Origin of the sequence: Bacillus alkalicellulosilyticus (genome assembly GCF_002019795.1) — a bacterium.
In the GTDB taxonomy this organism is placed as follows: domain Bacteria; phylum Bacillota; class Bacilli; order Bacillales; family Bacillaceae_F; genus Bacillus_AO; species Bacillus_AO alkalicellulosilyticum.
The window spans coordinates 4044952-4071350 of record NZ_KV917381.1; the positions used below are offsets into that span (position 1 = coordinate 4044952).

Below are 26399 nucleotides of genomic sequence, written 5' to 3' on the forward strand. Positions count from 1 at the left end.
CCTTACTTCATCCTTCCGCTTTAAGCTCTAATAATAGATCACGTAACTCTGCAGCTCGTTCGAAGTTTAACTCGCGTGCTGCATCCTTCATTTCTTTTTCAACTCGTTCAATCATGGCAAGACGGTCTTTCTTACTCAACTTCTGCGGTACAGGTGCTTCATACGTTTCTTCGGTTTCTGCTGCGTACGTCGCCTGAACAACACTTGGAATTCTCTTTTTAATCGTTTGTGGCGTAATTCCAAGTTTCTCATTATGCTCTTGCTGTCTTGCTCGACGTCGTTGTGTTTCATCTATGGCAATTTGCATCGATTTCGTAATTTTATCTCCATACATGATGACATGCCCATTCACATTTCTAGCTGCTCGCCCAATTGTCTGAATTAACGATCGCTCTGAACGTAAAAAGCCTTCCTTATCCGCATCCAGTATCGTCACTAACGACACTTCTGGTATATCTAACCCTTCCCGGAGAAGGTTAATTCCGATGAGTACATCAAACGTACCAAGTCTGAGTTGACGGATAATATCCAGTCGCTCGAGTGTTTTAATTTCCGAATGCATGTAACGGACTTTGATTCCAATTTCCTTTAAGTAATCAGTTAAGTCCTCTGACATTTTTTTAGTTAACGTTGTTACAAGTACCCGTTCATTTTTAGCGACTCTATCATTAATTTCCGCAATTAAATCATCAATTTGTCCCTTACTCGGTCGCACATCAATCGTTGGATCTACTAATCCTGTTGGACGAATAATCTGCTCTACCACTTCTGGTGTTTTCTCTAGCTCATATGGTCCAGGAGTCGCAGAAACAAAAACAATCTGTTGCAGTTTCTCTTCAAATTCTTCAAATCGAAGAGGTCGGTTATCTAATGCTGATGGCAACCTGAAGCCATGGTCGACAAGAACTTGTTTTCGTGCTCTATCTCCATTGTACATACCCCTGATTTGTGGAAGCGTAACATGAGATTCATCGACCACAATTAGATAATCTTCCGGAAAGAAGTCTAGCAAAGTATATGGTGTTGCTCCCGCTTCACGAAATGTTAAATGACCTGAATAGTTTTCAATTCCTGAACAGAAGCCCATCTCTCTCATCATTTCCAAATCATATCTCGTCCGTTGCTCAAGACGCTGCGCTTCAAGCAGCTTTCCGTTTTCATGCAACTCTTTTAGACGGACCTCTAATTCTTGTTCAATTCTCGTAATCGCCTTAAGTAGCTTTTCTTCACGAGTGACAAAGTGAGACGCCGGAAAAATAGCGACATGGCTTCTCTCGCCTTTTATCTCGCCGGTTAACGCATCTACTTCGGTAATTCGGTCAATTTCATCACCAAAAAACTCAACACGAATACATTGCTCGTCACGTGAAGCTGGAAAGATTTCAACGACATCTCCACGCACACGAAATGTTCCGCGAGTAAAATTAATATCATTGCGGTCATACTGAATATCAACTAAATCCCGAAGGAGTTGATTCCGTTCTTTTTCCATCCCTGTACGAAGAGAGACCATTAATTCACTATACTCTTCAGGAGAACCTAAACCGTAAATACAAGACACACTCGCCACAATGATTACATCTTTTCGTTCAAATAACGAACTTGTAGCTGAATGACGGAGCTTGTCTATTTCTTCATTGATGCTAGAATCCTTCTCAATAAATGTATCGGTCGAAGGGACATAGGCTTCAGGCTGATAGTAATCGTAATAACTAACAAAATACTCTACCGCATTGTTTGGAAAAAACTCCTTGAACTCGCTATATAATTGCCCCGCTAACGTTTTGTTATGGGCAATAATTAATGTCGGTTTATTCACTTCTTTAATCAGGTTTGAAATCGTAAAGGTCTTCCCTGTTCCTGTCGCTCCTAACAGGGTTTGTTCCTTTCTCCCCTGCTGAATTCCCTCTACTAGCTTTTTAATAGCAGCTGGTTGGTCTCCTTCTGGTTTATAGTCAGAAACGAGATTAAACGTCCCTTCCATCCGTCTTCACTCCTCACATTCATATCACGTGCTTATTAGTATCGATATTATATCACAGCCAACCCCAAAATTCCCAAAAAAACGAACGTACATTCCTAAAATTAAGCAAATTGCAACTTCTTTCCTATACTGTATCCTATGTGTATTTTGGTTTACGTACTCGTTTTTGGCTTCCACTCTTCGTTTCGTGTGCGCATTTTATCATCCACTAGTGATGAACAATAAAATAATCCCAAAAGGTCGTTCGTAACCTCTTGGGATCTCCATCCATACTCATTATCTAGTTTTCCAGCTGCAGATATACTCGTAATTTTTAGAAGGTAAGGAAAGACGGGGCTCAGTTTCCATCCACTCTCCATCCATCCCCACTTCGTTACAGGCCAATTCAAATTGGCACTTGGCAATTCCCATGTCTAATAATTGCATATCATAGCCAAACCCACGGCTATAGTTTGGTGTGTGCTCAATATAAAAATGAAGATGAGTCTGGTCCTCTGATAAAAGGATTCTCCAGGGCTGCTTGTTCGATGCAGACGGACCAATTCGAACCATCTCAAGTGCAGTTTCGAACTTTCCAGAAGCACTTTTCGTAAGTGTTCTTTCAAAAGTATTCTCAAAAAAGAGTTGATCCCATTCTTTTCGATTAGCTGATTTTGCAATGAAACTCATCGTCTTATCGATGACACCCTTCTTATCTCTTGGGTACCCAAGGGGAGAGATACAAGGGATAAACTCATCGTCCTTCATTAAGATTTCTTTAGAAAATGAGTTCCTACTAAATGTTCCTCCCATCCAACAGGTTCCTAACCCCATTTCAACAGCTTTTAGTACAATCTTTTGAAAATGATAGCCAAGTCCTACTATTGATGGTGTATCGTTTTTAGAGATTCCGACTAAATAGGCTTGCGGGTTTTTAATAATCCCATAAGTCCCAAGTTTTATCCCTTTATCTGTCACATTGTTTGTCACTTCTATCAGCTCGATGCGACCATGACTTCCACTTTCTTTCACCACCAACTCTTTTAGAATCTCAAGGTCTCCTTGAGTGATTTCTTTTACCTCAAACGTTCGTTTCGATTTCCGCTGACGCATCGTTTCTAGAATTGACACTATAATCCATCTCCTCATTTTTCACATCGAAAAAGGTGCACGCAAAGGATTTCTCTCCTATACGCACACCCTCCTTTACATCCCTGGCTTCTTTTTTAATACTTTTTGAGCCGCAAACCAACCAGCGACTGTGGAAACGAGTGCTAGAGCGATTACTAGAAAGGACTGCTCGTGAACCCCGATCCCAAAAATCATAATCATGACTGAAACGATTACCGCTCCAATGACACTAAAAGCCACTCGTGTCACAACCACCATTATGATAAACGGCAGGATGAGTGCCAAAATCAAATCTAACATCAAAGCTAGTTCCCCTTCCACTCGGTCAATTACACAATTGAATCCTTTAATTGCAATTCTTCTTTTACAAACACAACACCAATTTGATAGTGTTCGCCTGCATATAAGGCGGATTGAGCGAAACGCTTTTCTCCGTTGATATCAATAACTTCTAACTTGCAAAATGCTGAATTTCGCTGTAGCGCTTCATAAAACGTTGTTGGACTATTGACTGCAGTACCATTTACTTTGACTATACTTTCTCCGACCAATAGGCCCATTTTTTCAGCAGAGGATCCAGGAATGATGCCTAACACAACTACACCTTCTCCTTTAGGTGTGAAAAAGCGTGGGCTATTCTTCTCTTTTTGTTTATAAAACTGGAAGATGACCTCTCGACCAATTATCGCTACTGCAGCTGAAACGATCACCAATGGCCAGTAAAAATAAGCCCCTAATACTAACGCGAGTACGATAACTCCGAGCAATCCAACTTTCCGACCAATTTCTTTCGTTCTCAAGCTCGCCACTCCAGAAAACAATAACTGACTAAACCCTATAAAAAATGGGACCATCACAACCCCATATCCTTCTGAGACTGTCGGCGACAGAAGAGGCCAATACAACCATTCAGGAAGTTGTCCTGAGGGAACAACAAGAACTAAGGGAAGCAACCATAACCTTTTGCTTTCAAGAGCCCCTACATATTTCCCCCGTTTTCCTTGAAAAATTCGCGGAGACACTTTTTTATGGGCTGAAGAAAGAATTAAAAACCCTTCGACAAGGAGCAAAACTGCGAATAAAAGGGCAACATTAACTGTCCAATCAAGCATCGCGGACAAGTCTTGTTGCGTGAAAAAATAAAAAGGTGCTTTCCACCAATCTAATATATACATTGCTAGGACGACAAAGGGTAAGGTGTAGGCTGGAGACAACAATCGCACTTGAAAGGTTAGCATAAATAAGAAATAGATAATACCAATCGTAACAAGAACCTTTGGAGCTAAGACTACTCCAGCAACGACAAGAGCTATTGATAACAGGAGTCCAGCAAGTAACCCACCAGCGAGTGTCGTTTTTACATCATCAATAAAATCATATATCCGACTATGGAAATCATGGCGCTCTTTTTTGACACGAAGGATTCCCATCCAAAGCGCATAAAGAATTCCAATATATACTATAGGATGGATAAAAAACGTGGCTATTCCTTTTACGACATCTATTGCTATATCCATTTGCTTCTCCCTCCCCATTACATCTATGTAAAAATCGATATTATATATAGCCATAAAAAAATACATGGGATAGTTTTAGTATACACTATCCCATGTACTTCGACATCCTTCTAATTTTATCCTGCTCTGCTAGTTTGACTTGAGGATGATTTCAAAAGCTGTTTGCATTTGTCTGTCATTGTCAATGTTACGAATGACTTCGTTCATCGCACCATGAATAAATGTTGCAGTCTCACTATCAATTTCTCCTGTCGCTTCAATGCTATTCACTTCCTGGAATGCTTTTACCGCTTGCACGGTTTGCTCACCAAAATATCCATCTGTACGACCAGGCTCAAAGCCAAGACCTTTTAACATAAGTTGGGCATTTCTAACTTGTTCGCCAATCATGTCAAATTTCAAATCCTCTTCTGTATTTAAAGGTGGCAGGAAGAAATATTCAGGCTGACTTACTTCAACCGTTGGCTCAACACCAATTTTATTAATAAAGTTACCATCCGAAGTTAACCACTTAAACAGCGATAGTTTAATTTGGCTTCCATCCCCTAGCGTTATTGCCTGTTGCACAGTTCCTTTACCAAAAGTAGTCTGACCAACAAGTTCATAGTCACCAGCTTCTTTCAAAGCAGCGGCTAAGATTTCTGAAGCTGATGCGCTTCCTTGGTCAATCAGGCCGACAATCGGGTACTCTTTAGGGTCGTCTAACGATGAAAGATAACGAACTTTTTCACCATCTCGACCTTCAATTTGAACAATTGGTTTTTTATGTGGAATGATTAGCTTCCCAATTTCATCAACCACATTCAGGTATCCGCCTGGGTTTCCGCGGACATCAATCACAAGTCCATCGATTCCTTGGCTTTCAAGTGATTGTAGACCCTCTTTAAACTCTACTGCTGTTTCTTCAGCAAATCTTGTAATTTCAAGAACACCAATGTTATTTCCTTTATGTTCTACAACTTTTGTACGAACACTTTCAAATGGAATTGTATCTCGCTCTACTTCGAAGTTTAGTAAATCACTTGTTCCGGGACGATTGATTGTCAGTTCTACAATTGTACCCTTTTCTCCGCGAATACGATTAACAGCTTCATATAATGACAAGCCTTCAGTCGTTTCGCCATCAATTTTTACAATTCTATCATTAGGCAATAGGCCAGAGCGTTCCGCAGGTGTATCCCGTATCGGAGCAATAATGGTTACCTGTCCATTGGTCATACTGACCTCGGCACCTATTCCTTCAAAGTGAGAATCAAGTGCTTCTTCAAAGCTTTTCGCTGATTCTTGGTCCATATAAACGGAATATGGATCTTCAAGACTGTTCAGCATCCCTTCAATTGCACCTTCAAGCAGGTCTCTTTCATCCACACCTTCCACATATTGCTCACTTATCAGTTGGAAGGCTTTCATGAATTTATCGACAGCTACTTCATCATCAATTGTTGTTTCTGGCTCGGTCGAAGCTTCCTCCGCCCCGTGCCCCACACCTTTTTCATTGAGATAATCCATCCCAACATACATCCCGCTAGCTCCTACAAGAAATGAAAGAACTACCGTGAAAAATATCATTTTCGCCTTACTATTCATGAATCCACCCTCTTCTTTGCAGAAAGAGACACATCAATGATGCAATGCCTCCTACAATGTGTAATGTAGTATATGAGGAGCCTGTACATAATATGATACAAAAAGCACATTAGACTAATCTTCTGCACTATAAATATAATCTACTATATATTCACATATGAATTCAAGCGGAAAGATTAACTATCACCACAATACCGCCAAAACATAAGGGTGGGATAAAAAGTATTAAGAACCTTTTTTCCCACCCTTATGTTTTTATTGAATGTAATTCATTGGATTTCTTGCGTTGGCTTGTCCATTCCAAGGTCCCTCATGAACTTCAAAATGAAGATGTGGTCCAGTCGAACGTCCTGTATTCCCCATATTTCCAAGGAACTGACCTCTTTCTACACTTTGACCACGGCTAACGGCACGGTTTTCCAAATGTGCATATAAAGTCGTTACTGTGCGTCCGTCAATCATATGAGAAATAATAACGGTGTTTCCGTAACTCGACGAGTAGAAAGAATCAACAACAGTACCTGCTCCAGCTGCAACAACTGGCACATCACCAGTACGTCCATTTTTCCCAATATCAATTCCTGCGTGTAGTCTTCCCCAACGTTGACCAAATCCTGAAGTAATTGACCCTGTTGCTGGTCGCATAAATACAGCTGACCCATTATCAGATGGTGCTGCATGACGGCTTGGAGTTGAAGAATTCCCTCCACTTTGTTTACTTAACTGTTCTTGTTTTTTACGCTCTTCCTCTTCTTTACGAAGACGCTCTTCATATGCAGCCTTTTCTTTCTTTATGGCTACTTCTTGGGCAGCAAGAATTTCAGCTGCATTTTCTAACTCACCAAGTTCTTCATAAATCTTATCTTCTTCTTCACCAAGCTTGTCCATGATTTTATCTTTTTCTTTACGTGAATCTTCAAGTTTAACCATTAGACCTTCTAATTGAACTAAATGGCCTTCAAGTTTTTGCAATTCAGCTTCTACAAGAGTTTTTGTTTCTTCTAGCTGTTCCTGATCAGATATATGGGCGTCTAAGATGCTACGATCCTGTTGAGCAATCATCGATAATGCACTCACTCGGTCTAAAAAATCACCAAAGCTTTTTGCACCTAATATAACTTCTAGATAGCTAATGGATCCCCCATTTTGGTACATCGAACGAGCACGTTCTTTTAAAATCTCATCACGCTCAGCAATACGCTCTTCTAGAATGCGAATCTCTTCTTGTAATTCTTCAATTCGCTCTGTTACAACTTCGATTTCTTCTTTTTTCTTAGTGATTTGTTGTGATGTATTAGCTGTTTCATCATCAATTCTTTTAATTTCTTTATTTAATTCTTGGATTTCAGCTTCAACTTTCGCTAACTCTTGTTCTTTCTTTTTTGCTTCTTTTTCGGTTTCATTCTTTTCTTTTTGAACCTCTTGAATTTGTTGTTCAAATGAACTCGTGTTTGCCCATGCAAGGTCTAACCCTACACCTGACATCACGGTTCCTATTGTCATAATTAATGCTGCTACTATCAAAAATAACCTGCGCCGCACTCAAATTCCTCCTCTTAACAAACATCGTATTCCTAAATTCTCTTAAACTCGTAAAAATTTCCGAACACTCATCATACTACCCCATACGCCTATGAAAGCACCGATTAGTAGCAGTACCGCACTTATTTGATAAATGACTGGATTGAGCGGCAATAATGTAAAGAACATATCATAACGCTGATTAAAACTATCTGAAGCATAGGAATAGCCTAGTGCAAGTAGAATAATAGGGATAGCTGCACCTACGACCCCAAACAGAAGACCCTCTACAAAAAACGGCCAGCGAATAAATCCGTTTGTAGCACCAACAAGCTTCATGATTTGAATTTCTCGTTTTCTCGCAACAATCGTTAGCTTAATCGTATTTGCAATTAAAAACATCGCCGTGAACATCATGGCTCCAACGAGAAAAACTCCCACATTGCGCACAAGATTTGTTGCTTCAAATAACTTTTCGACCACATCTTGTGCATAATTAATCGAATACACATTAGGAAGGTCTTCTATTCGTTCCGCGACAGAACCCGTTAAATGTGGACTCACTGCACGAACAACGAGTATGTTATTAAATGGATTTTCTTCACGTAAGCCTTCAAAGGCCGTACCCATATCTTCCATACTTTCAATAAACTGGTCTAAACCTTCATCACGACCTACAAATACAACACTTTCTACATTAGGCAACTGTTCAATCAAACGCTGTAAATCTCGTTCCTGTTTTTCATTTGCCGTAAGTTCAATATGAACACGGATTTCAACATCTTCTTCAACGGTTTGAACCATGTGATTCATATTTATAATTAATAGGAGAAATAATCCTACAATTAACAACATAATGGATACAGAACTTATTGAAGCAAACGTCATCCAGCCATTGCGAATGAGGTTCTTTGCTCCTTCTTTCCCATGTCGGACAAGGGTTCTAGATTTCATATCCGTAATTCCCCCTTACCTCATCACGAACTACTCGTCCATCTTCAATAGCGATTACTCTTTTCTTTATTGTGTTTACAATTTCTTTATTGTGAGTGGCCATGACAATAGTTGTTCCTCTATTATTAATGCTTTCTAAAGTGTCCATAATCTCCCAGGCCGTATCGGGGTCTAGGTTACCAGTGGGTTCATCAGCGATTAATACAGCAGGTCGATTGACAATGGCTCTTGCAATCGCTACACGTTGTTGCTCTCCACCAGATAACTCATCTGGTTTGAACCGAGCTTTATTTTTTAACTTGACGATATCAAGAACTTGCATCACTTTTCGTTTAATCGAATCTGGATTTTCTTCGATTACCTCAAGAGCATACGCAATATTTTCATAGATTGTAAGGTTTGGTAGGAGCTTAAAGTCCTGAAACACGACTCCAATTTGTCTACGTAAAAAAGGAATATGTTTTTCCTTTAGCGTTGTTAAGTTTGTACCATTTATAAAAATTTGGCCTTTAGTCGGCTTTTCTTCTCGATACATCATTTTGATAAATGTCGATTTTCCTGCACCACTTGGTCCAACAACGTAAACAAATTCTCCTTTACCAATCGTAATATCGATCCCATTTATCGCCTTCATGCCATTTGGATAAGTCTTCCAAACATCTTTCATGTCTATCAATATTATCACTTCCTGTTTCCCAGACATTTGTTGTTAGTATGTTTACTAGCTATAAATTTGGGGTAAATAAAAGTACATTATAATATACATGTTCTATTTTTTGTTGTGGGTAATTGTTGAAATGGCAAAAAAGAACACAGTTGTTGTCGAACATAATCATTTAATATTATAACACCATTTTTTTTATAATGGGCATTGAATTTTATTACAATTTTATTTCATTTTCCTCAAAAATTTACGTATGTATTGCTTAGTAGGTGTAATATCCTCTAATATTATTCTACATTTTTCAACATTTTACATATTCATAATTATACCACAATATTCCTCTTTAGTTTTAAATTACAATAATATTGTCAGATTTTTTGTTTTTAGTTACATAATTCAAACAATGAAGAGGGTGGGAAAAGGTAAAACAACCTTTTTCCCACCCTCTTTGATTATTGCTGGTCTGCAATCCATTTTGCTAGGTTCTCAGCTTCCGGTCCTGAAATTAAACCTTTAGGCATCGTTCCTTGGCCGTGGTCAATGATAAACAAAATTTCTTCCCACGAATAATCCAATCCTACTAAACCAGGAGTTGACCCAACCCCTTGCAAGTCTCCACCATGACAAGAAATACAGCCACTTGCTTGATAGGCTTCTTGAGCTGTCACAGCATCATACTCTAAGTTTTCTGTTTCATTGGCTGTCGGTTCGGTTTCTTCGGTAGGGGCAGCGTCTTCCGGTTGCTCTGCTGGTTCAGGTTCAGCAGGAGCTGGTTCATTTCCACCACCACCACCACAGGCTCCAAGAACGAGAGCTAACACAGCCAATATGGCCAATAGTGATTTTTTCATCATTTTCCCTCCTACATTGTTTCCGTTCACACCTATTATCCCAAATTATTGTAATTTAAAACCCTCACCTAACACTTCTGTTGCATTTGTAACGACAACAAATGCTTTCGGGTCAACAGCTTTCACCATTTGCTTTAACTTATTGACTTCATTTTGGTGAACTACACACATGAGCACGGGGCGTTCTTCCTCTGTATATCCACCGTACGCTGATAATTTCGTGACTCCGCGATCAAGGTCTGTTAATATCGTTTGTCTAACTGCATCTTGGTCATTAGAAATAATGTAAGCAACCTTTGAATAGCCTACCCCCATCTGGACTAAGTCAATCGTTTTTCCAGTGACAAATAAAGCAATTAACGCATAAAGAGCTAGTTCAATTGAGAAGACTACTGCTGATGTCGCAACGATAAGTCCATCAAGAATAAAGACACATGCGCCAAGAGACAGACCTGTATACTTATGAATAATTTGTGCAGCCAAATCCGTGCCACCAGTACTAGCATTTGCACGAAAGACAATCCCAAGCCCAAGACCAACACCAATTCCACCAAACAAAGCCCCAAGCAATGGGTCACTTGTTGCCGGTTCAAGGTGTCGTGTGAGAAGAACTACATACGGTAAAAATATTGTACCTACGAGCGTTTTTGCTCCATACTTCATTCCACCAAGAAGCAATATCCCTAAAATAAACAACGGGATGTTAAATCCCCATTGAACAAAGGCAGGCTCAATCCCAAATAAATCATATGTAATCGTACTAATCCCACTTACTCCCCCAGAGGCAATTCGGTTAGGGAGTAAAAATAAATTAAAGGCAATTGCAACAATGGCTGAACCGATTAAAATATAGGCATAATCACTAACAGCTTGAAGCTTTGGATTAATTGGTGTTCTCCGTTTGTTTACCATCATCATCATTTTTATACACTCATTTCCTTTGATTTCCGAACGTAGTATAGCACTCTCTAAATGAAGTGTAAACAGGAACCAATTAACGCTTTAGCGCGGTGTCAGAATGCTTTTTTAGTGTGTACTGTAAATGTCGAAAGTATGAATACACCTGTGGGTTGGAGCTGTTTGGGAGCTAACGGACATACGTTCCTCTAATTTACTTAAAACCAGATTTTTCAGAGACTAACGGACACCCAGTCCTCTATCTAGTCAAGTCCAGAGTAATGTGTAAATTACTTAGCTACAATGTTACAACCTATAATGATATATAGTTAGTTTTTGATTTTGGTTACTTGGATGGGGGGACCCCATCCAAGTAACCAAAATCTCGCTTCGCGCGGCTCGCTGGTTTAGGGCTTTAGAGTATATCTCCTATTTAACTGAAGGTTTTCATTCTCCATTAATAGCGCCCCAATTAATCGAAAAGCTGATTGTGTATTTGGAAAAATACGAATGACTCTTTCTCGTCTTCTTATTTCCTGATTTAGACGCTCTAACGAGTTGGTACTTGATAGGTGTCGTTGATACATTTTTGGTTCATTTAAATATTGAATGGATTCTTCAAATCCGTCTTCAAGGATTTCAATTGCCTTCTTCAACTTGGGATTATCTTGGTGATTCATGAGAAGGTCATCTTTAAATTTCCTTGCTTCTTCACAAGAGATTGTTTGGTATATTCTTCTCAAATCTGCTATGACCTGGCTAGACCCTTTTTTGGGAAGTTTATTAATAATGTTTCGTTTAAAGTGAACGGAACACCTTTGCCATGAAGTTCCGATAAATTCTCGGTCTATAGCCTTTTTTAATCCAGCATGGGCATCAGAGACAATAAGTTTAGGAGATTGGAGTCCTCGCGCTTTTAAATCACTGAAGAACCCTTGCCACGCCTCGAAACTCTCAGCGTGGTCTATTTTTAATCCAATAACTTGCCTCTTTTTTTCCTCATCCATTGCCGTCATAAGATAGACTGCTTTGGGTACAACTTTATTATGTTCACGCACCTTAATATACATGGCATCTGCATAGAGGTAAGGAAAATACTGGACATTAAGTGGTCGATTAGCCCATTTATTCACAACAGGATCAAGCTTCTCCGTTAGGGACGAAACAAATGATTTGGATACACTTTCTCCGCAAAGTTGTTCTACAATGTTTTTTACTTTTCGTGTTGACACCCCATTTACCACCATTTCTAACATAGAAAGAGTTAGTGCTTGGTCTACGCGAGAAAACCGTTCAAATATAGAAGTTGAAAAGTCTCCTTCTCTTGTACGAGGTACACGTAATTTAATTTTTCCAATACTAATCAGTAGCTCACGCTCATAATATCCATTACGGTAATCCCGGCGTTCTGGAGAACGCTCATAGGCAGATGCTTGTAAATGCTCATCCCGTTTTTTCTCCATAAACTCATTAAGAACTAATACAATTGAAGATTTTACAACGGCATCAATATTCGAATTCATCACAGATTCTTTTAAAACATCAATATCTAGGTTAAACTGTATTTGAGTCATTTTATATTCCCTCTTCTCATGTTTTTCGTGGTTGTTAAACATTGTAGCCAAGAAGGTATAAAATGACTCTTTTTGTTTTTACACAATTATACGGACTTAATCCTCTATCTCATGAAATTTCTATGTTTTTACTCACTTTTTAGTCAAATAAGTGCATCTGTGTCCGTTAGAATCATAAATCATCGTTTTTTCGTAAAATAAGGTACTGTGTGTCCGTAAGCAAAACAAGAGGGTGGGACTAAAGGTTGTTTTTACCGAGGGCACTGAAAAAGTTCGGTTTTTTACTTTTACAGTGCCTTCGATGCAATGTGCGTAACCGTTGCTTTTTTTACAAGCCTGCTACGAGTGGGTTTCTCGTAGCAGGCGGGCAACGAGTGGAGCCATTGCAACCATAATCAAAGGCATTGAAAAAGTTGGTTTGTACTTTTTCAATGGCCTCGTTTTTACCTTTTGTCCTACCCTCTAAGCAATGAGCGAAACGCCACCTTCTTTTATAGCCCGTTGTGAGTGGTTTCCTCACAACGGGCTTTGTGGCAAGTGAAGCCATTGCAGATGTTTTAGCTAGGTACGTCCCCTCCATTTTACTGAATAAGAAATTCGATAAACTTTTTATTAGGAGCATGCTCCAGAGTGGATAGTTTTGCTTTCGCTTTTTCCCGACCATCCCTAAAATACGTATCGACAGCCTCTAGAAACGATTGATTTACCTCAACCTCTTTCACTAGCGCAGATAAATCCTTAAATTTTCTATACTTATACGGGTGTTGCTTTGCGATGTCTACTATCTCTTCCTTATCTGTTCCGATGTACAATTCTAAAGCGAGCACATCAGCAATGATTGTATTTCCACGTTCTTGTTCGAGTCCATCGTTTAACCATTTTCTAGTCCCCTCTAAATCTCCTTGCTGAAATAAAGCTTTCGCTTGGTCTTGCGCAATATTTGGGATTAATGGTTCGCCCTGTTTGATTATGATGCTTACATATTTTGTAAACCATTTGTTATACGTCTCCCAGTTCTTATCTGCATTCGCCAATTCTGCTAAGCGTATATAATAATTAGGATGGTTGGTTTGTTCTGCTAAAACTTCTAAGTGACTTTGGTACATTTCGCTCAATTGCTCATCTTCAGAGTCTCGTAAATGTGGTTGGAGCAATACCGTTATCATTCGAAGAGCATGAAGGTCTTGTGGGTCCTCTCTATAATCTTTTTGATATCCTTTTAAAGCACCTTCCGTGTCTTCTTTTAAAAGCAGTTTATCACTGGCTGAAAGTTCTCTATTTTTCAATGTAAAGAATGGAATGTTGCCAACCGTGTCTTCTGTTAATCGGTAGCCGTTACTTTGAGCTAGCTCTTTCCCATCTTCTGAGAAAGCTTGGATAGACCATGAAATTGTTGCATTCGGGTTTAAAAATCCAAGTAACTTTTCTGGCTCTAGCACGACATTTCCATTGTTATCGGTCGAATAACCGCCATCTAATAGAGGAGCAATATCTACCAGTGATATGTCAACTCTAGACTGGGTTATTTTTTCTTTGACGATACGTGAGTATATCGCGTGTTCATGATGAAATTGTAAAGATAAGCTATAGTACGCAGCCTCTTTTACGGGTTCCCATTCAAATTTTATCCTCTCTTCTGTTATGATCTCCTCATTTACAGGTTCAATGACTTCAATCAAAGGTTGTAACGTAATATCATATGATACCGACTGACCATCTTTTACATGTATCCATTCATAAGAGTCCATTGGCCACGAATAGCCGTCGACATGTGAATATTGTAGCCCTAACCCAATTTGGTAATCTCCGGAATACACATTGGGGAATTCATACTCCCCTTCAAAGTTGGTCTTTGCCACATATCTTTCAGAATCGGGATGTACACTTCGATTAAGGTTATGTTCGTCACGTAAGTATACGAAAACTCCTTCTAACGGAGTTCCATCTTCTCTTGTAATCTTTCCAAAGACTCTTCCATTCTCTTGTATGCTCCCATTCTCTTGCATTTGCTTTATTGTTTGTTTCAAGCTCATTAATGGGTGGTCAGAATCAACTGGAACTTCGTCCTCATCTTCGAATTGGTTACGCCAAGTTTCTTCTCCTTTTTCCCATTTTTCAATTTGAACTAATGCCTCTTCTAGATCTCCTTTCACAAGAAGGGCCTCTACCATCGTAGTCGTCCACATTTGAGAAGGGTGGTACTCCCATTCATCAATTTCTTCGTACGATTCTATTTGTTCAGCCTCAACCACCAACAAGATATCAATGGCTTCTTCTATTCTTCCTTCCTCGAGCAATAACTCAGATTTTTTCAAGAAAAATGTTTCTCGATATGAAGGAGCACCTTGTTCAATCAATTCTTTTTCCTTCTCATCTAGAAATTGCAACGCTGTCTCAGTACCCTTTTCCTTTCGAACTTCATCTGTAAAATGAACAATAATTTCATCATAACGCCAGTCTCTAGGACCATGCTCTAGATAATAATAAAGGTAGGGTTCAATTTCTTCATCTGTAAAACCACTCCATTGAGTAGAACCTCCATGCATGACTCCAAACCCAGGACTCATATAAATAGGATGACGCTCCCCTCGGTCTTTCCAAGATATAATATATTCTTCAATTAAACGTAACTTCTTTTGTGTTCCAGTGGCATTTTCGATTAATTCTATAATTTCACTTCCTGTATTCGGGTGGTCTGCTGCTATCATACGTTTGACTTGATATTCTTGAACAGCAGGTAGGACAAACTGAATGGCTACTAGTAATAAAATAAGAAAACTACTAACGCCATATAATATGTGTTTTCTTTTAAACTCGACCTTCATTCCCCACCCAACCTTTCTTCTATCATCTCGCTCCAATAAATACTGCCTTTTAGGTCAACGAGTTCACCTTTACCATCTTGTTGTTCAGGTGTTAATAATGGCACGCTTACAAGCAAAAAGGCGACTCCAAGAGCGGCACATACGGGATAAACAGGAATGGTTATTTTCCCATCCAACCATGCCGCATATCTTTCAATAAACGTTTTCGGATGAGTTTTCTTCAAGACATTTTTCTTTCGTTCAAACGTGTACGACTCTAACTCTTGCTCAAGCTTATAACGAATTTCTTTTTTCTCATGATTCATTTCGGCTCACTCTCCAACCGTTCTTTTAATAGTTTCCGTCCACGTGCTAAGTTGCTTTTCACTGTGTTTTCTTTCATTTCTAAGATGGCACTAATTTCTGATACCGGATAATCTCCAAAATAATACAAAGTGAGTGTTTCGCGATATTTATAGTCTAAAGAACGTATATGGGCGGTAAGCTGTTGCGTTAACTCTATTTGGAGAACTTCCTTTTCAATATTCACGTTAGCAGCTTCATCCATTTCCTCTTCATTCGTTCGTAAAAAAATATGGCGAAAACTCCATTTCCTTAATCGCTTTCGGCACAGATTCACAACAATTGTCGTTAGCCAGCTTTTTAGCTTTGATGGCTCTCGTAAGCTATCAATTTGCTCAAAACATAAAATAAATAAATCCTGAACCACTTCTTCAGCTTCAAAACGATCCTTTATTAATAGAAAAGCCATTCGATAAAAGTAATCACCTAACTCATCCATCAGCTTTTCTAAGGCTGCTTCCTCTCTTTGCTTTAATCTCTCAACAAGTTGTTCCATGTCATCGCTCCCAACCAAAACCCGCTCTATATAGTAGACCCTTCTCAACCAAACTAGGTTGCAAAAAGAGTAAATTATTTCTTAAATCTGTATCGGACATACGATCCTCTATTTGCCTACTATATTCGATTTTTCACTACTTTTATAGCAAATAAGTGCCTCTGTGTCCGTTAGAACAAAAAATCATCGTTTTTAATAAAAATAAGGGATCCTGTGTCCGCAAGAAAACGAGGAGATGTCAAAAAAGATCTCAAAAAAGGGAACGAGTTACACTCGTCCCCCTTACTAACTCTAAATTTACTTCATCATTGAACGCAAGTAGGCATCTATAAACCCATCTAGTTCTCCGTCCATGACGGCATTTGTATTTCCGCTTTCAAAGCTTGTTCGGTGGTCTTTTACCATGCTATATGGATGGAAGACATACGAGCGAATTTGACTGCCCCATCCGATTTCCTTTTGCTCCCCGCGAATTTCATCGAGTTCTTGTTGCTGCTCTTCAATTCGTAATTGATAGAGCTTTGCCTTTAACATTTTCATCGCTTGCTCGCGGTTTTTAATTTGCGATCGTTCACTTTGACAGGTTACCACTGTGTTGGTTGGTGTGTGTGTAATACGAACGGCTGAATCCGTTGTATTAATATGCTGACCACCAGCTCCACTTGCACGGTACGTGTCGATTTTAAGGTCTTCTGTATTGATAGTAATATCGACATCATCGTTTAATTCAGGCATGACTTCACACGATACGAATGAGGTGTGGCGTCGACCTGATGAATCAAAAGGAGAGATTCGAACGAGACGATGCACGCCTTTTTCTGCTTTTAAATAGCCATAGGCATTGTGGCCTTTAATTAACAAGGTTACACTTTTTACGCCTGCTTCATCACCAGGTAAGTAGTCCATCGTTTCTACTTTAAAGCCTTTGCGCTCAGACCAGCGTGTGTACATACGCAAAAGCATCGAAGCCCAGTCTTGGGATTCCGTTCCGCCTGCACCTGGATGCAATTCTAATATGGCATTATTTTTATCGTATGGCTCACTAAGTAAAAGCTGAAGTTCGTACTCGTTTAAATCTTTGCTTAGCTGTTTCACACCAGATTGCAGCTCATCCAGTAAGCTTTCATCGTCTTCTTCTTTTACAAGCTCATACGTAACTTCCACATCATCATACACTTCTTGCAGCTCTTTGTACGTATTGACCATTTCCTTAATTGCATTTGCTTCATTAATAACGGTTTGAGCGGCATCTTGGTCATTCCAAAATTCAGGGTCACTCATCTTCTCTTCTAACTCTGCAATTCGTTCCTCTTTGAATTCTAAGTCAAAGAGACCCCCTAAAGTCCGCTAATCGCTTAGCCATACTGTTTAATTCTTGCTTAATTTCTACTAGTTCCATTCTGTCACCTCTAGGTAATTTACCCGTTCTTGTTTTATTTTTTTCAAACACATGGGGTGTCCCAAAAGGATAACCCCCTTTGTAACACCCCGTAGCTAGTTATAGCTTACGCTTTTCCACAACATTGCTTATATTTTTTGCCACTTCCACACGGGCAACTTTCATTGCGTCCTGTGATTGCTCCTTTTCGGATGGGCTGCTTTTTCTTTTGCGGTTGACCCGCAGATGCACTTTGGTGAACCGCATTTCCTTTGGCTACTTCTTTACGCTCAAGGTTTTGTTCTACTTGTGCTTTCATAATGTACATCGACACTTCATCTTCAATCGATTGAATCATCGCTTCAAACATTTCATAGCCTTCAAATTTATATTCTCGTAACGGATCATTTTGCCCATACGCACGAAGGTGAATTCCTTGGCGAAGCTGATCCATTTGATCAATGTGATTCATCCATTTGCGGTCAACTGTTCGAAGCATAATAACCTTTTCGAACTCACGCATATGCTCTGATTGGAATTGTTCTTCCTTTTTATCATAGCTTTGAATGATTTTATCATACACCAAATCAATAATTTCTTCTGGGTCAAGGCCTTTAATTTCTTTTTCAGTCAGCTCTTCTTCACTTATCAATGTTGATTTCAAATGAGTCACAAGAGCAGCTAAATCCCAATCCTCTGGAACTTCACTAGCTGGCGTATGCAAGCTTACATAACGCTCCAGTGAGGATTTAATCATGTTTTCAACAATTTTACGTAAATTTTCTGACTCAAGAACTTCCATACGCTGTTTATAAATGATTTCGCGTTGTTCTCTCATGACATCATCGTATTGAAGGATTTGCTTACGAGCATCAAAGTTGTTTCCTTCGACACGTTTTTGTGCCGTTTCCACAGCACGAGAAACAAGCTTACTTTCAATCGGTTGGTCCTCATCCATGCCAAGTCGCTCCATCATCGCTTTCATGTTGTCAGAGCCAAAACGTCGCATTAACTCATCTTCCATCGATAAATAGAATTGCGATGAACCTGGATCCCCTTGACGACCAGCACGTCCACGTAGCTGATTATCGATACGGCGACTTTCATGACGCTCTGTACCAAGTACGTGTAACCCACCAAGCTCAAGAACTCCTTCACCTAACTTGATATCTGTACCACGACCAGCCATATTTGTTGCGATCGTAACAGCACCGCGCTGACCCGCTCCTTCAATAATTTCTGCTTCTCTTTCGTGGTTTTTCGCGTTGAGAACATGGTGCTGAACTTTTCGCTTTTTCAATAACTGCGAAACGAGTTCAGAAGTTTCAACACTCACTGTACCAACAAGGACAGGCTGCCCCTTTTTATATAGTTCCTCAATTTCATTTACAACCGCATTAAACTTAGCATTCATCGTTTTAAAAATTAAGTCTGGACGGTCATCACGAGCAATTGGTTTATTCGTCGGAATGGCTGAAACATCCATTCCGTAAATATTTCTAAACTCTTCTTCCTCTGTTTTCGCAGTACCCGTCATTCCGGCAAGTTTGTTGTACATACGGAAATAGTTTTGGAATGTAATAGAAGCTAAGGTCATACTTTCACGTTGAATTTGCAAACCTTCTTTGGCTTCAATCGCTTGATGTAACCCATCACTATAGCGACGACCTTTCATTAAACGACCTGTGAATTGGTCAACGATAACAATTTCTCCGTCTTCAATCACATAATCGGTATCACGAAGCATAACGACATGCGCACGCAAGGCTTGGTTTAAGTGATGATTTAATGAGACATATTTTTGGTCATATAAGTTATCAATGCTAAATGCACGCTCAGCTTTGTTCACACCTTCTTCAGTAAGCTGTACGTTCTTCGTTTTTTCATCGTATGTATAGTCTTCCTCTTTCTTTAAGACACGAACAAACGCATTCGCTTGTTGATACAATTGTGTCGTACGCTCGACTGAACCAGAAATAATCAATGGCGTTCTTGCTTCATCAATTAAAATCGAGTCTACCTCATCGACAACGGCAAAATTAAGGGAGCGTTGAACCATTTGATGACGATAAAGAACCATATTGTCACGTAAATAATCAAAGCCAAACTCATTATTTGTTCCGTACGTTATATCAGACGCATAGGCTGCAATTTTTTCTTCTTTTGTTAAGCCATTTAAATTCAGACCAACTGATAACCCTAAGAAACGGTATAATTCACCCATGATTTCAGAGTCACGGCGAGCTAAATATTCATTGACCGTAACAACGTGTACACCTTTACCAGCTAATGCATTTAAGTAAACAGGCATTGTGGCTACAAGTGTTTTCCCTTCCCCTGTCTTCATCTCCGCAATATTGCCATGATGAAGAACAATGGCACCTAGGATCTGTACAGGATATGGCGTCATTTTCAAGACACGTGTTGAACCTTCACGAACAACCGCAAAAGCTTCAGGTAAAATTTTATCTAAGGACTCGCCATTCTCAACTCGTTTTTTAAACTCTTCCGTTTTACTACGTAGTCCATCATCAGATAGCTTTTTCATCTCATCGCTTAGTGCGACGATTTCATCTACAGTCTTCTGATATTTCTTTAATTGCTTTTGACTTGGATCCCCAATTACCTTTTTCAATAACCCAATCATGTAAGTCCTCGTCCTCTCTATCCTAACTAGTCTAAAAATACAATAAATTCGTTACATAAGTTACCCTTAATTTTAACAGTTTGTACCTGTTGTTACAAGGTAATGAGAAATACTCACATATAAAACCACAATGCACTAGGTCCATCAATGGAAAAAGTGTGTGTCAAGGACACAACTAAGGGTGGGCAAAAGGTAAAAACCAACCTTTGTCCCACCCTCTTTAGTTTTTTTATTGTGGCTCAATTAAACCATATCGACCGTCTTTACGGCGATATACAACATTCGTTTCACCGTTTACTGAATTTGAAAAGACAAAAAAGCTATGTCCTAACATATCCATTTGTAAAACAGCTTCTTCTGTATCCATCGGCTTTAAGCTAAAGCGTTTGGTTCGGACAATATCAAATTCATCCTCATCTTCAAATGTAGGGCCAGCTGGCACTTCATTTCTAAACATATATTTGACGCTTCCATCATTTCGGAATTTCCGATTAACTTTTGTTTTATGCTTTCTAATTTGTCTTTCTAATTTTTCTACTACTAAGTCAATGGCTGCATACAAATCCGTATGAGTTTCCTCAGCCCGTAGTAGAAGTTGTGACATCGGAATGGTAACTTCAATCGTTTGCTGGTTATTAAACACCTGCAAATTCACATGGACATCAGAAATTGTCGATTCCTCGAAATATTTTTCTAATTTGCCCACCTTTTTTTCAACATAGCTGCGTAATGCTGGAGTTACTTCTAGGTTTTCACCACGAATGTTAAAGTTCATAGTAAAACTCCTCCTTTCCGTATACATACATATTCAATATTCCCTTCAAAAATCCTGCCTACACTACAAAATTTGTAGAAAATAATTGAAGTTTTTGTGTCTTGCTGTTTTCTCTAGATTATCTTCGGTTCTGGAAGATGTAGCACAAGTAAGATGATTGCTATCTAAAATATTCAGGAAACTTACGACAGCGATTATTAAGGGTTTCTTGCATGGTAGTAATGAAGCTTATGTTAGGTTCGTCACTATAATACCAATTTATTCCACATGCTTTATCTTTTATATTATAAAAACCCACTTCAAGTATAAAATCTTGAAGTGGGTGTATGTTTATCGTTGTGTTAAGCTTGATTCAAATTCCATAAGAGCAATGTGAATTACAGCTTGTTTACATTCGCAGCTTGAGGACCGCGTGCACCTTCAACGATTTCGAACTCTACAACTTGTCCTTCGTCTAAAGTTTTGAAACCTTCAGTTTCAATTGCAGAGTAATGTACGAATACATCGTCACCGTCTTCGCGCTCGATGAATCCGAAACCTTTTTCAGCGTTAAACCATTTTACTTTTCCTTGCATTCTTTCACATTCCCTTCGTCATTAAATCCTGTGGTAGTTTGTTCCACAAATTAAATATAGCAGATTGCTAATGCCATAGTCAAATCATTTTATCACCTTAAAATCGACAAGGTTTGCGCTGATATACCAGTGTGTTATGCGCTTTCACAAACTACACCTTTTTACCCTCTTTCGCTTGCTTTTTATCTAACATTGACAAGCTTATCAATGGCCATTTTAGGGTTAACTTTTATCGTTTTTATAAAAGCAGGTGGAACATGTTCATTACTACCATACCCTCTTTTGAAAAATTTATGTTAGGATATTTAAAGAAGATATAGGATAATATGATTAATCTTTGCAATTTTCAGTTTATTTTTCCAAAATTCAACACAAGAGCAAATTAATAGTGTATACTATCTTTAATCTCATATACCCCTCATATATGAGAACCTCAACTTTGATACAGTTTATCCCCCTCAATAAACTGTAGCAAAATGCTTATGACCGGTCTTATCCCTCCTAAGACTCTGATGTATAAGCATGTTCCTCTTCTTTGTCCCTTCACCCGTATTATGCATTCCATAGGTTATAAGACAAAAGCTTGGGCAGTTTTCTTTGCGTTTTCGTGGTAGATACTTATATCCCATCGAATAGCGTTAAGATGACTGCTCTTTTTTCATACAAAAACACTTCTTTTTACACTGTTATAAATTAACAACTCATTGTATAGTTATATCTTAACAATTTTGGGGAGGTATTTTGATTTTGAAAAAACTAAAAATCGTACTTACAAGCGCCTTAATCCTATTCCTATTAGCAGCATGTAGTGAGCCAGCAGACCAAGAGCCAGTAGCATCTAATGTTGAAAACGAAGAAATAGAATTAGAGGAAGAAACTACTGAGGCAGTAGCAGATGTCGGTGATGAAAAGAACATTGAAGACATCCTACAACAATCGATTGATACTATGAATAGTGTAGAAAACTTTTCGATGCAAATGGATATGGTTCAGGATATGAACATGCCAGGGGAAGGTTCATATGAAGTGAAAATGACAATACAGTCTGACATCATTCTAGAACCAATGACAATGTATCAAAACATGACTATGGTTATGGATGAAGCTGGAATTGGTGAAATGACAACCGAGTCTTATTTTACGGAAGATGGCATGTACATCAAAGATGAATATACAGAGAACTGGACTAAAATCCCAATGGAGTACTCTGCTGATATGCTCGGAGCGATGGATATGCAAGTTGATTCTACAGAACAACTTGAATTATTAAAACAATTCGGTACTAACTTATCATTATCAGAAGACAATGGAAGTTATATCATTTCTGTAAATGGCGAAGGCGCTGATATTAAGGAACTTGCATCACAAGCGATGGCCATGTTCGATACAGGAGCTGGCCAGCTTGATGAACTCTTCGATACGATGGAAATCAGTACATTCGAGTATGAAATTCACATTGATAAAGAAACATCATTTCAAACAAAAGTGGTTTCTTACATTGAGATGAGCATGACAGTCGAAGGAGAAACACTTACCATCAAACAAAGCATGGAAGGTTCAATAACAAATATTAACGGAGTTGGAGATATTTCTGTTCCAGCCGAAGTACTTGAAAATGCCATCGATTTAGACTTCGAAGGCTTAGGTGATTTTGATCTTGGAGAATTAGAAGACATAGAATTGGAACTTGAATAAGAAAAGAAATTTTCTTAGTAGCACTGATTGAAGCCGCTACTGTCTTTTAAAGTCAAACAAAAGTGGTGTTCTTGATTGACGTGTTGCGTGCGAAGCCATTGCTCTACTTCGAATAATACCTTAGTAACAAAGCGACGGTTGGGAATAATACTTCCCAACCGTCGCTTTTCTATTATTAAACCCCTCGTTTATCGAAGAACACACCTTCGTCAGTACGCGCTTCATAAGGATTTTCATATTTTTGGCCTTGTTTCTTTTTAAGCTTAAGTTCAGCAATGTCTTTACCAATTTGCTCTTTAATTGCAACTAACTTTTGACTAATCTTTGTATTAAGGTCAACAATTTCGCGACCTAGCTGTTTTTCTTCATCTGTTAAATCTTCAGGTGTTAGCACATAACTAGACATTAGTTGTTTTCTTTTTTCTAAATATAAGTCAATCTCAGCAATAAATTCGTCTCTTTCATCCTCGCCTTTAGGTAAAGGTTGTTCGACATGTTCTGAGAAGGCCTTACTAATTTGGTAAAGCTCATGAACCGAGTTCATTATGCTTTTCCTCCCGCATTTCCAAGACGGTTCTGGCGGTCGATTTTTACGACTTCTTTCCAAGTGTCGCGGAAATTCACAACAAACTCCTCTGCTTCGTTTAAAGCTTTAACATCGTTATTGATATTAGCATCAATTAAACGGTTTAAAATAAAGTCATACAAACGAAGCATTTCTTTTCCCATTTCTGTTTCTGTTTTTAAAGTAACCATAAGCTCTCTTATGATGTTTTGGGCTTTAGTTATATTTACATTTTTTGCTTCTATATTTTTTGTACCAATTTCCACTTTTGCTTGCTTAATAAATTTCAAGCAACCGTTATATAACATGAGTGTAAGCTCTCCAGGGGAGGCTGTAGATACTGTGTTTTGTTGGTAAGCTCTTGCTTGAACGTTAGGCATAGCCATATTTTATAACAACCCTCTCTTACAATGTATTTTATATTATCTATCTCTTAGAAATTCATAAATGCTTGCATTAATGACATACTTTGAGCATTTGCCTCATTTGCTGCTTTTTCCATTCTACTAAACTGTGCCCAATAACGACTTTCAATATCAGCCAGTCTTCTTTGAAAACGGTCTATCTGGCTATCAACGTCGTTTAATTCTCTTCCAAGTACAAACTGTTGATTTGTTCGGTTTGTATTACCAGCTCTGTTTAATATTTTATCCATCTCACTGCTTATTGTTGTACGAATTCTCGCTACTAACCCCGTTTGGCTCTCAATTTCTGCTCTTTGTTCAGCTGTTCGCTGGTCTCTCGGGATATCAGTTAATGATTTATCAGCAACATTGTTAAACAATTGATGAACTGCAAGGGGATCTTGTTCTAGCGCTTCTCGAAGCTTATTCTCATCAATCTCTAATTTTCCACCATCACGGAAATTACTTGTAGTAGTAATTCCTATTTGTGATATATGGTTAAATTCTCCACTATTTTTTACTGGAGTATAAAGCAAAGTCCTCATTTGATTTAGGGTTGAAGTTAATATAGGGTCTCGACGCAATAACCCACTTCTAGCTTTTTCATCCCATAACTCTGCTTCACGGTCAGAAAGTTCACGCCTTTGCTCATCAGTTAATGGAGGGAAACCCCTGTGCTTTGTTTCATTAAGCTTGCCTTGTATTATTGATATTGTTTCATTGTATTTATCTACAAAGTTTTTGATGTTATTAAATGCTTGATCCGTATTTGAAGTTACTGTTACTGTTTCAGTAGCTGTCCTTTGCATTATGTTAAATGTCATACTACCTATAGTTAACTGATTTGTTTTTGATGTAGTCTCAATTTCACCTAGGATAGGGTCTGTATATTTAACATGAGCATCTTTTCCTGAAACTTCATTTTCTTGTTTTATCTTTAATATATCAGTTAAGAAGCGAGATTCACTAAATAATATTTCATTAGTAGTATTAGGTACATTTCCAAACTCACCTGTGGTTTTCCGTTCGATAACAACCTTGTCAAAAGTACTATCATAAAATGCTTTAATTCCTAAGTTAGAATCATTAATCTTTTTAAATAAATCATTTAATGATTCACCCGTATTTACTGTGAAAGTTGCATTCTCAACTATCCCTTCACTGTTTACTGTTGAAATGGTAAAGCTCTCCCCATGGTAATTGTTAATATCTGTACCAAAAGCATCTGTTTGCAAACTCATTGTAGTGTTTGGCGAAACTTTCGAACTACCATTTGAAATAGTAGCTTCACTAATATTTGTTGTTCTAGACGCAACTTCCAATACTTGGAATTGATAAGACCCTGTACGAGCACTAGAGTTTGACGTTACAGTGAAAGCAGAAGGATTTGACGAAGTCACCTGTCTAGTATTAAATGCTGATGTAAGTCTTAATGAAAATGCAGATTCCTCTAAAGTCTTTAGCTTTGTGTTCATTTCTCTGTAGGCATCACGTTGCCATTCTATGGTTTGCTTCCTCTGCATAAATCTATCTAGTGGTTGACGCTCTGCTCTCATAAGTTGTCGAATCATATTCTCCGTATCTAAACCACTAGCTAATCCACCAATTCTCATTAACGATTCCTCCTTTTTAAATCTTTTTATCAATAAATATTCCTAATGTTTTTACCATTGCTGCATAAATATCTAGTAATTTTTTGGGAGGTACCTCTTTAATTACTTCTTTAGTTACTTCATCAATGACAGTTATATAATATTCATTTAAATCTTCATGCAAATTAAACTTTATATTTGTATTTGTATTTTTTAAGAACTGATTAACGCTGTCTACCTTTTTTTCAATATCTGAGTATGCTACCTCTTTTACATTATCGACTTTTTTCGCTTGAACTTGTACCTCTTGCTTTGATTGAATCGTACTAAAGTGTGTCCCTTGACTGCGTCCAATTTCCATTGTCCGCTCTCCTTCCGTGTTGCTTTTATATTTATATCGGTATTTTCTCAAAAACCTTTAACAATAAATCTTCAACTTTATACTT

General features: G+C 38.4%; 23 protein-coding genes. 1 reads left to right on the forward strand and 22 read right to left on the reverse strand.

From position 1 onward, the window contains the following. Positions 1-7: 7 nt before the first annotated feature. The 18 genes from uvrB to BK585_RS20420 form a co-directional block, all read right to left on the reverse strand. Complete coding sequence (gene uvrB, locus BK585_RS20330) at positions 8-1984, reverse strand: excinuclease ABC subunit UvrB (RefSeq protein WP_078555766.1); 1977 nt, start codon at positions 1982-1984, stop codon at positions 8-10. A gap of 276 nt (positions 1985-2260) precedes the next feature. After that, positions 2261-3094: a nitroreductase family protein gene (locus BK585_RS20335; protein WP_245805877.1), complete on the reverse strand. Its 834-nt coding sequence runs from the start codon at positions 3092-3094 to the stop codon at positions 2261-2263. Between the two features lie 75 nt (positions 3095-3169). Then, the gene (locus BK585_RS20340) at positions 3170-3394 is read right to left on the reverse strand and encodes a DUF2198 family protein (protein ID WP_078555770.1); all 225 of its coding nucleotides are present in this window, start codon (positions 3392-3394) and stop codon (positions 3170-3172) included. A 29-nt stretch (positions 3395-3423) separates the two neighbouring features. Continuing rightward, positions 3424-4611 carry a PDZ domain-containing protein gene (locus tag BK585_RS20345; RefSeq protein WP_078555772.1) on the reverse strand — a complete coding sequence of 396 codons (1188 nt, stop codon included), beginning with the start codon at positions 4609-4611 and terminating at the stop codon, positions 3424-3426. A 129-nt stretch (positions 4612-4740) separates the two neighbouring features. Beyond that, positions 4741-6198: a S41 family peptidase gene (locus BK585_RS20350; RefSeq protein ID WP_078555774.1), complete on the reverse strand. Its 1458-nt coding sequence runs from the start codon at positions 6196-6198 to the stop codon at positions 4741-4743. A 255-nt stretch (positions 6199-6453) separates the two neighbouring features. After that, the gene (locus BK585_RS24670; RefSeq protein ID WP_078555776.1) at positions 6454-7740 is read right to left on the reverse strand and encodes a murein hydrolase activator EnvC family protein; all 1287 of its coding nucleotides are present in this window, start codon (positions 7738-7740) and stop codon (positions 6454-6456) included. 42 nt (positions 7741-7782) lie between these two features. Then, positions 7783-8673, reverse strand: a complete 891-nt coding sequence (gene ftsX, locus BK585_RS20360; protein WP_078555778.1) for a permease-like cell division protein FtsX — start codon at positions 8671-8673, stop codon at positions 7783-7785. After that, positions 8663-9349 carry a cell division ATP-binding protein FtsE gene (ftsE, locus tag BK585_RS20365; RefSeq protein ID WP_078555780.1) on the reverse strand — a complete coding sequence of 229 codons (687 nt, stop codon included), beginning with the start codon at positions 9347-9349 and terminating at the stop codon, positions 8663-8665. Before ftsE ends, ftsX begins: the two co-directional genes overlap by 11 nt. Before the next feature lie 440 nt (positions 9350-9789). Further along, positions 9790-10188 carry a c-type cytochrome gene (locus BK585_RS20370; RefSeq protein ID WP_078555783.1) on the reverse strand — a complete coding sequence of 133 codons (399 nt, stop codon included), beginning with the start codon at positions 10186-10188 and terminating at the stop codon, positions 9790-9792. 45 nt (positions 10189-10233) lie between these two features. Further along, positions 10234-11100 (reverse strand): YitT family protein, encoded by an 867-nt coding sequence (locus tag BK585_RS20375; RefSeq protein WP_078556961.1) that lies wholly within the window; start codon positions 11098-11100, stop codon positions 10234-10236. Between the two features lie 392 nt (positions 11101-11492). Further along, a complete protein-coding gene (locus BK585_RS20380) occupies positions 11493-12659 on the reverse strand; it encodes an IS256 family transposase (RefSeq protein ID WP_078555785.1) in 1167 nt (388 codons plus the stop codon). Positions 12660-13240: 581 nt separating this feature from the next. Continuing rightward, complete coding sequence (locus BK585_RS20390) at positions 13241-15484, reverse strand: carboxypeptidase-like regulatory domain-containing protein (RefSeq protein ID WP_078555789.1); 2244 nt, start codon at positions 15482-15484, stop codon at positions 13241-13243. Then, positions 15481-15789, reverse strand: coding sequence for a hypothetical protein (locus BK585_RS20395; protein ID WP_078555791.1), 309 nt, complete (start codon positions 15787-15789; stop codon positions 15481-15483). The genes BK585_RS20390 and BK585_RS20395 overlap by 4 nt, the downstream gene beginning before the upstream one ends. Continuing rightward, positions 15786-16322, reverse strand: a complete 537-nt coding sequence (locus BK585_RS20400; RefSeq protein ID WP_078555793.1) for an RNA polymerase sigma factor — start codon at positions 16320-16322, stop codon at positions 15786-15788. The genes BK585_RS20395 and BK585_RS20400 overlap by 4 nt, the downstream gene beginning before the upstream one ends. 297 nt (positions 16323-16619) lie before the next feature. Next, positions 16620-17721 (reverse strand): peptide chain release factor 2 gene (gene prfB, locus BK585_RS20405; RefSeq protein WP_139367604.1). Its coding sequence is split into 2 segments (ribosomal slippage): positions 16620-17648 and positions 17650-17721, totalling 1101 coding nucleotides; the frame shifts between segments, so codons are not numbered across the junction. Positions 17722-17827: 106 nt separating this feature from the next. Beyond that, positions 17828-20347: a preprotein translocase subunit SecA gene (gene secA, locus BK585_RS20410; RefSeq protein WP_078555797.1), complete on the reverse strand. Its 2520-nt coding sequence runs from the start codon at positions 20345-20347 to the stop codon at positions 17828-17830. Between the two features lie 229 nt (positions 20348-20576). Further along, positions 20577-21122 (reverse strand): ribosome hibernation-promoting factor, HPF/YfiA family, encoded by a 546-nt coding sequence (hpf, locus tag BK585_RS20415; protein WP_078555799.1) that lies wholly within the window; start codon positions 21120-21122, stop codon positions 20577-20579. 377 nt (positions 21123-21499) lie between these two features. Continuing rightward, entirely contained in the window at positions 21500-21697 is a 198-nt protein-coding gene (locus tag BK585_RS20420; RefSeq protein WP_078555801.1) for a cold shock domain-containing protein, read from the reverse strand. 747 nt (positions 21698-22444) lie between these two features. Between BK585_RS20420 and BK585_RS20425 the strand changes: the two genes are divergently transcribed. Continuing rightward, positions 22445-23392 (forward strand): DUF6612 family protein, encoded by a 948-nt coding sequence (locus BK585_RS20425; RefSeq protein WP_078555803.1) that lies wholly within the window; start codon positions 22445-22447, stop codon positions 23390-23392. Positions 23393-23567: 175 nt separating this feature from the next. Here the strand turns inward: BK585_RS20425 and fliT are convergent, their stop codons facing one another. The 4 genes from fliT to flaG are packed head-to-tail and all read right to left on the reverse strand — an operon-like array spanning position 23568 to position 26314. Then, on the reverse strand, positions 23568-23936 hold the full coding sequence (gene fliT / locus BK585_RS20430) for a flagellar protein FliT (protein ID WP_078555805.1): 369 nt from the start codon (positions 23934-23936) through the stop codon (positions 23568-23570). Next, complete coding sequence (fliS, locus tag BK585_RS20435) at positions 23936-24343, reverse strand: flagellar export chaperone FliS (RefSeq protein ID WP_078555806.1); 408 nt, start codon at positions 24341-24343, stop codon at positions 23936-23938. Before fliS ends, fliT begins: the two co-directional genes overlap by 1 nt. 47 nt (positions 24344-24390) lie before the next feature. Further along, entirely contained in the window at positions 24391-25974 is a 1584-nt protein-coding gene (locus tag BK585_RS20440; RefSeq protein ID WP_078555808.1) for a flagellar hook-associated protein 2, read from the reverse strand. A gap of 16 nt (positions 25975-25990) precedes the next feature. Beyond that, positions 25991-26314, reverse strand: coding sequence for a flagellar protein FlaG (gene flaG, locus BK585_RS20445; RefSeq protein WP_078555810.1), 324 nt, complete (start codon positions 26312-26314; stop codon positions 25991-25993). Between the last annotated feature and the right edge of the window lie 85 nt (positions 26315-26399).

Excerpts from the sequence above, each read along its gene's own strand:
- fliT (WP_078555805.1), bottom strand. The coding sequence starts at position 23,936 with ATGAACTCGGTTCATGAGCTTTACCAAATTAGTAAGGCCTTCTCAGAA.
- BK585_RS20390 (WP_078555789.1), bottom strand. The coding sequence starts at position 15,484 with ATGAAGGTCGAGTTTAAAAGAAAACACATATTATATGGCGTTAGTAGT.
- BK585_RS20350 (WP_078555774.1), bottom strand. The coding sequence starts at position 6,198 with ATGAATAGTAAGGCGAAAATGATATTTTTCACGGTAGTTCTTTCATTT.
- BK585_RS20420 (WP_078555801.1), bottom strand. The coding sequence starts at position 21,697 with ATGCAAGGAAAAGTAAAATGGTTTAACGCTGAAAAAGGTTTCGGATTC.
- BK585_RS20440 (WP_078555808.1), bottom strand. The coding sequence starts at position 25,974 with ATGAGAATTGGTGGATTAGCTAGTGGTTTAGATACGGAGAATATGATT.
- hpf (WP_078555799.1), bottom strand. The coding sequence starts at position 21,122 with ATGAACTTTAACATTCGTGGTGAAAACCTAGAAGTAACTCCAGCATTA.
- BK585_RS20370 (WP_078555783.1), bottom strand. The coding sequence starts at position 10,188 with ATGAAAAAATCACTATTGGCCATATTGGCTGTGTTAGCTCTCGTTCTT.
- BK585_RS20345 (WP_078555772.1), bottom strand. The coding sequence starts at position 4,611 with ATGGATATAGCAATAGATGTCGTAAAAGGAATAGCCACGTTTTTTATC.
- BK585_RS20400 (WP_078555793.1), bottom strand. The coding sequence starts at position 16,322 with ATGGAACAACTTGTTGAGAGATTAAAGCAAAGAGAGGAAGCAGCCTTA.
- ftsX (WP_078555778.1), bottom strand. The coding sequence starts at position 8,673 with ATGAAATCTAGAACCCTTGTCCGACATGGGAAAGAAGGAGCAAAGAAC.
- fliS (WP_078555806.1), bottom strand. The coding sequence starts at position 24,343 with ATGGCTATGCCTAACGTTCAAGCAAGAGCTTACCAACAAAACACAGTA.
- uvrB (WP_078555766.1), bottom strand. The coding sequence starts at position 1,984 with ATGGAAGGGACGTTTAATCTCGTTTCTGACTATAAACCAGAAGGAGAC.
- secA (WP_078555797.1), bottom strand. The coding sequence starts at position 20,347 with ATGATTGGGTTATTGAAAAAGGTAATTGGGGATCCAAGTCAAAAGCAA.
- BK585_RS20380 (WP_078555785.1), bottom strand. The coding sequence starts at position 12,659 with ATGACTCAAATACAGTTTAACCTAGATATTGATGTTTTAAAAGAATCT.
- flaG (WP_078555810.1), bottom strand. The coding sequence starts at position 26,314 with ATGGAAATTGGACGCAGTCAAGGGACACACTTTAGTACGATTCAATCA.
- BK585_RS20340 (WP_078555770.1), bottom strand. The coding sequence starts at position 3,394 with ATGTTAGATTTGATTTTGGCACTCATCCTGCCGTTTATCATAATGGTG.
- BK585_RS20395 (WP_078555791.1), bottom strand. The coding sequence starts at position 15,789 with ATGAATCATGAGAAAAAAGAAATTCGTTATAAGCTTGAGCAAGAGTTA.
- BK585_RS20375 (WP_078556961.1), bottom strand. The coding sequence starts at position 11,100 with ATGGTAAACAAACGGAGAACACCAATTAATCCAAAGCTTCAAGCTGTT.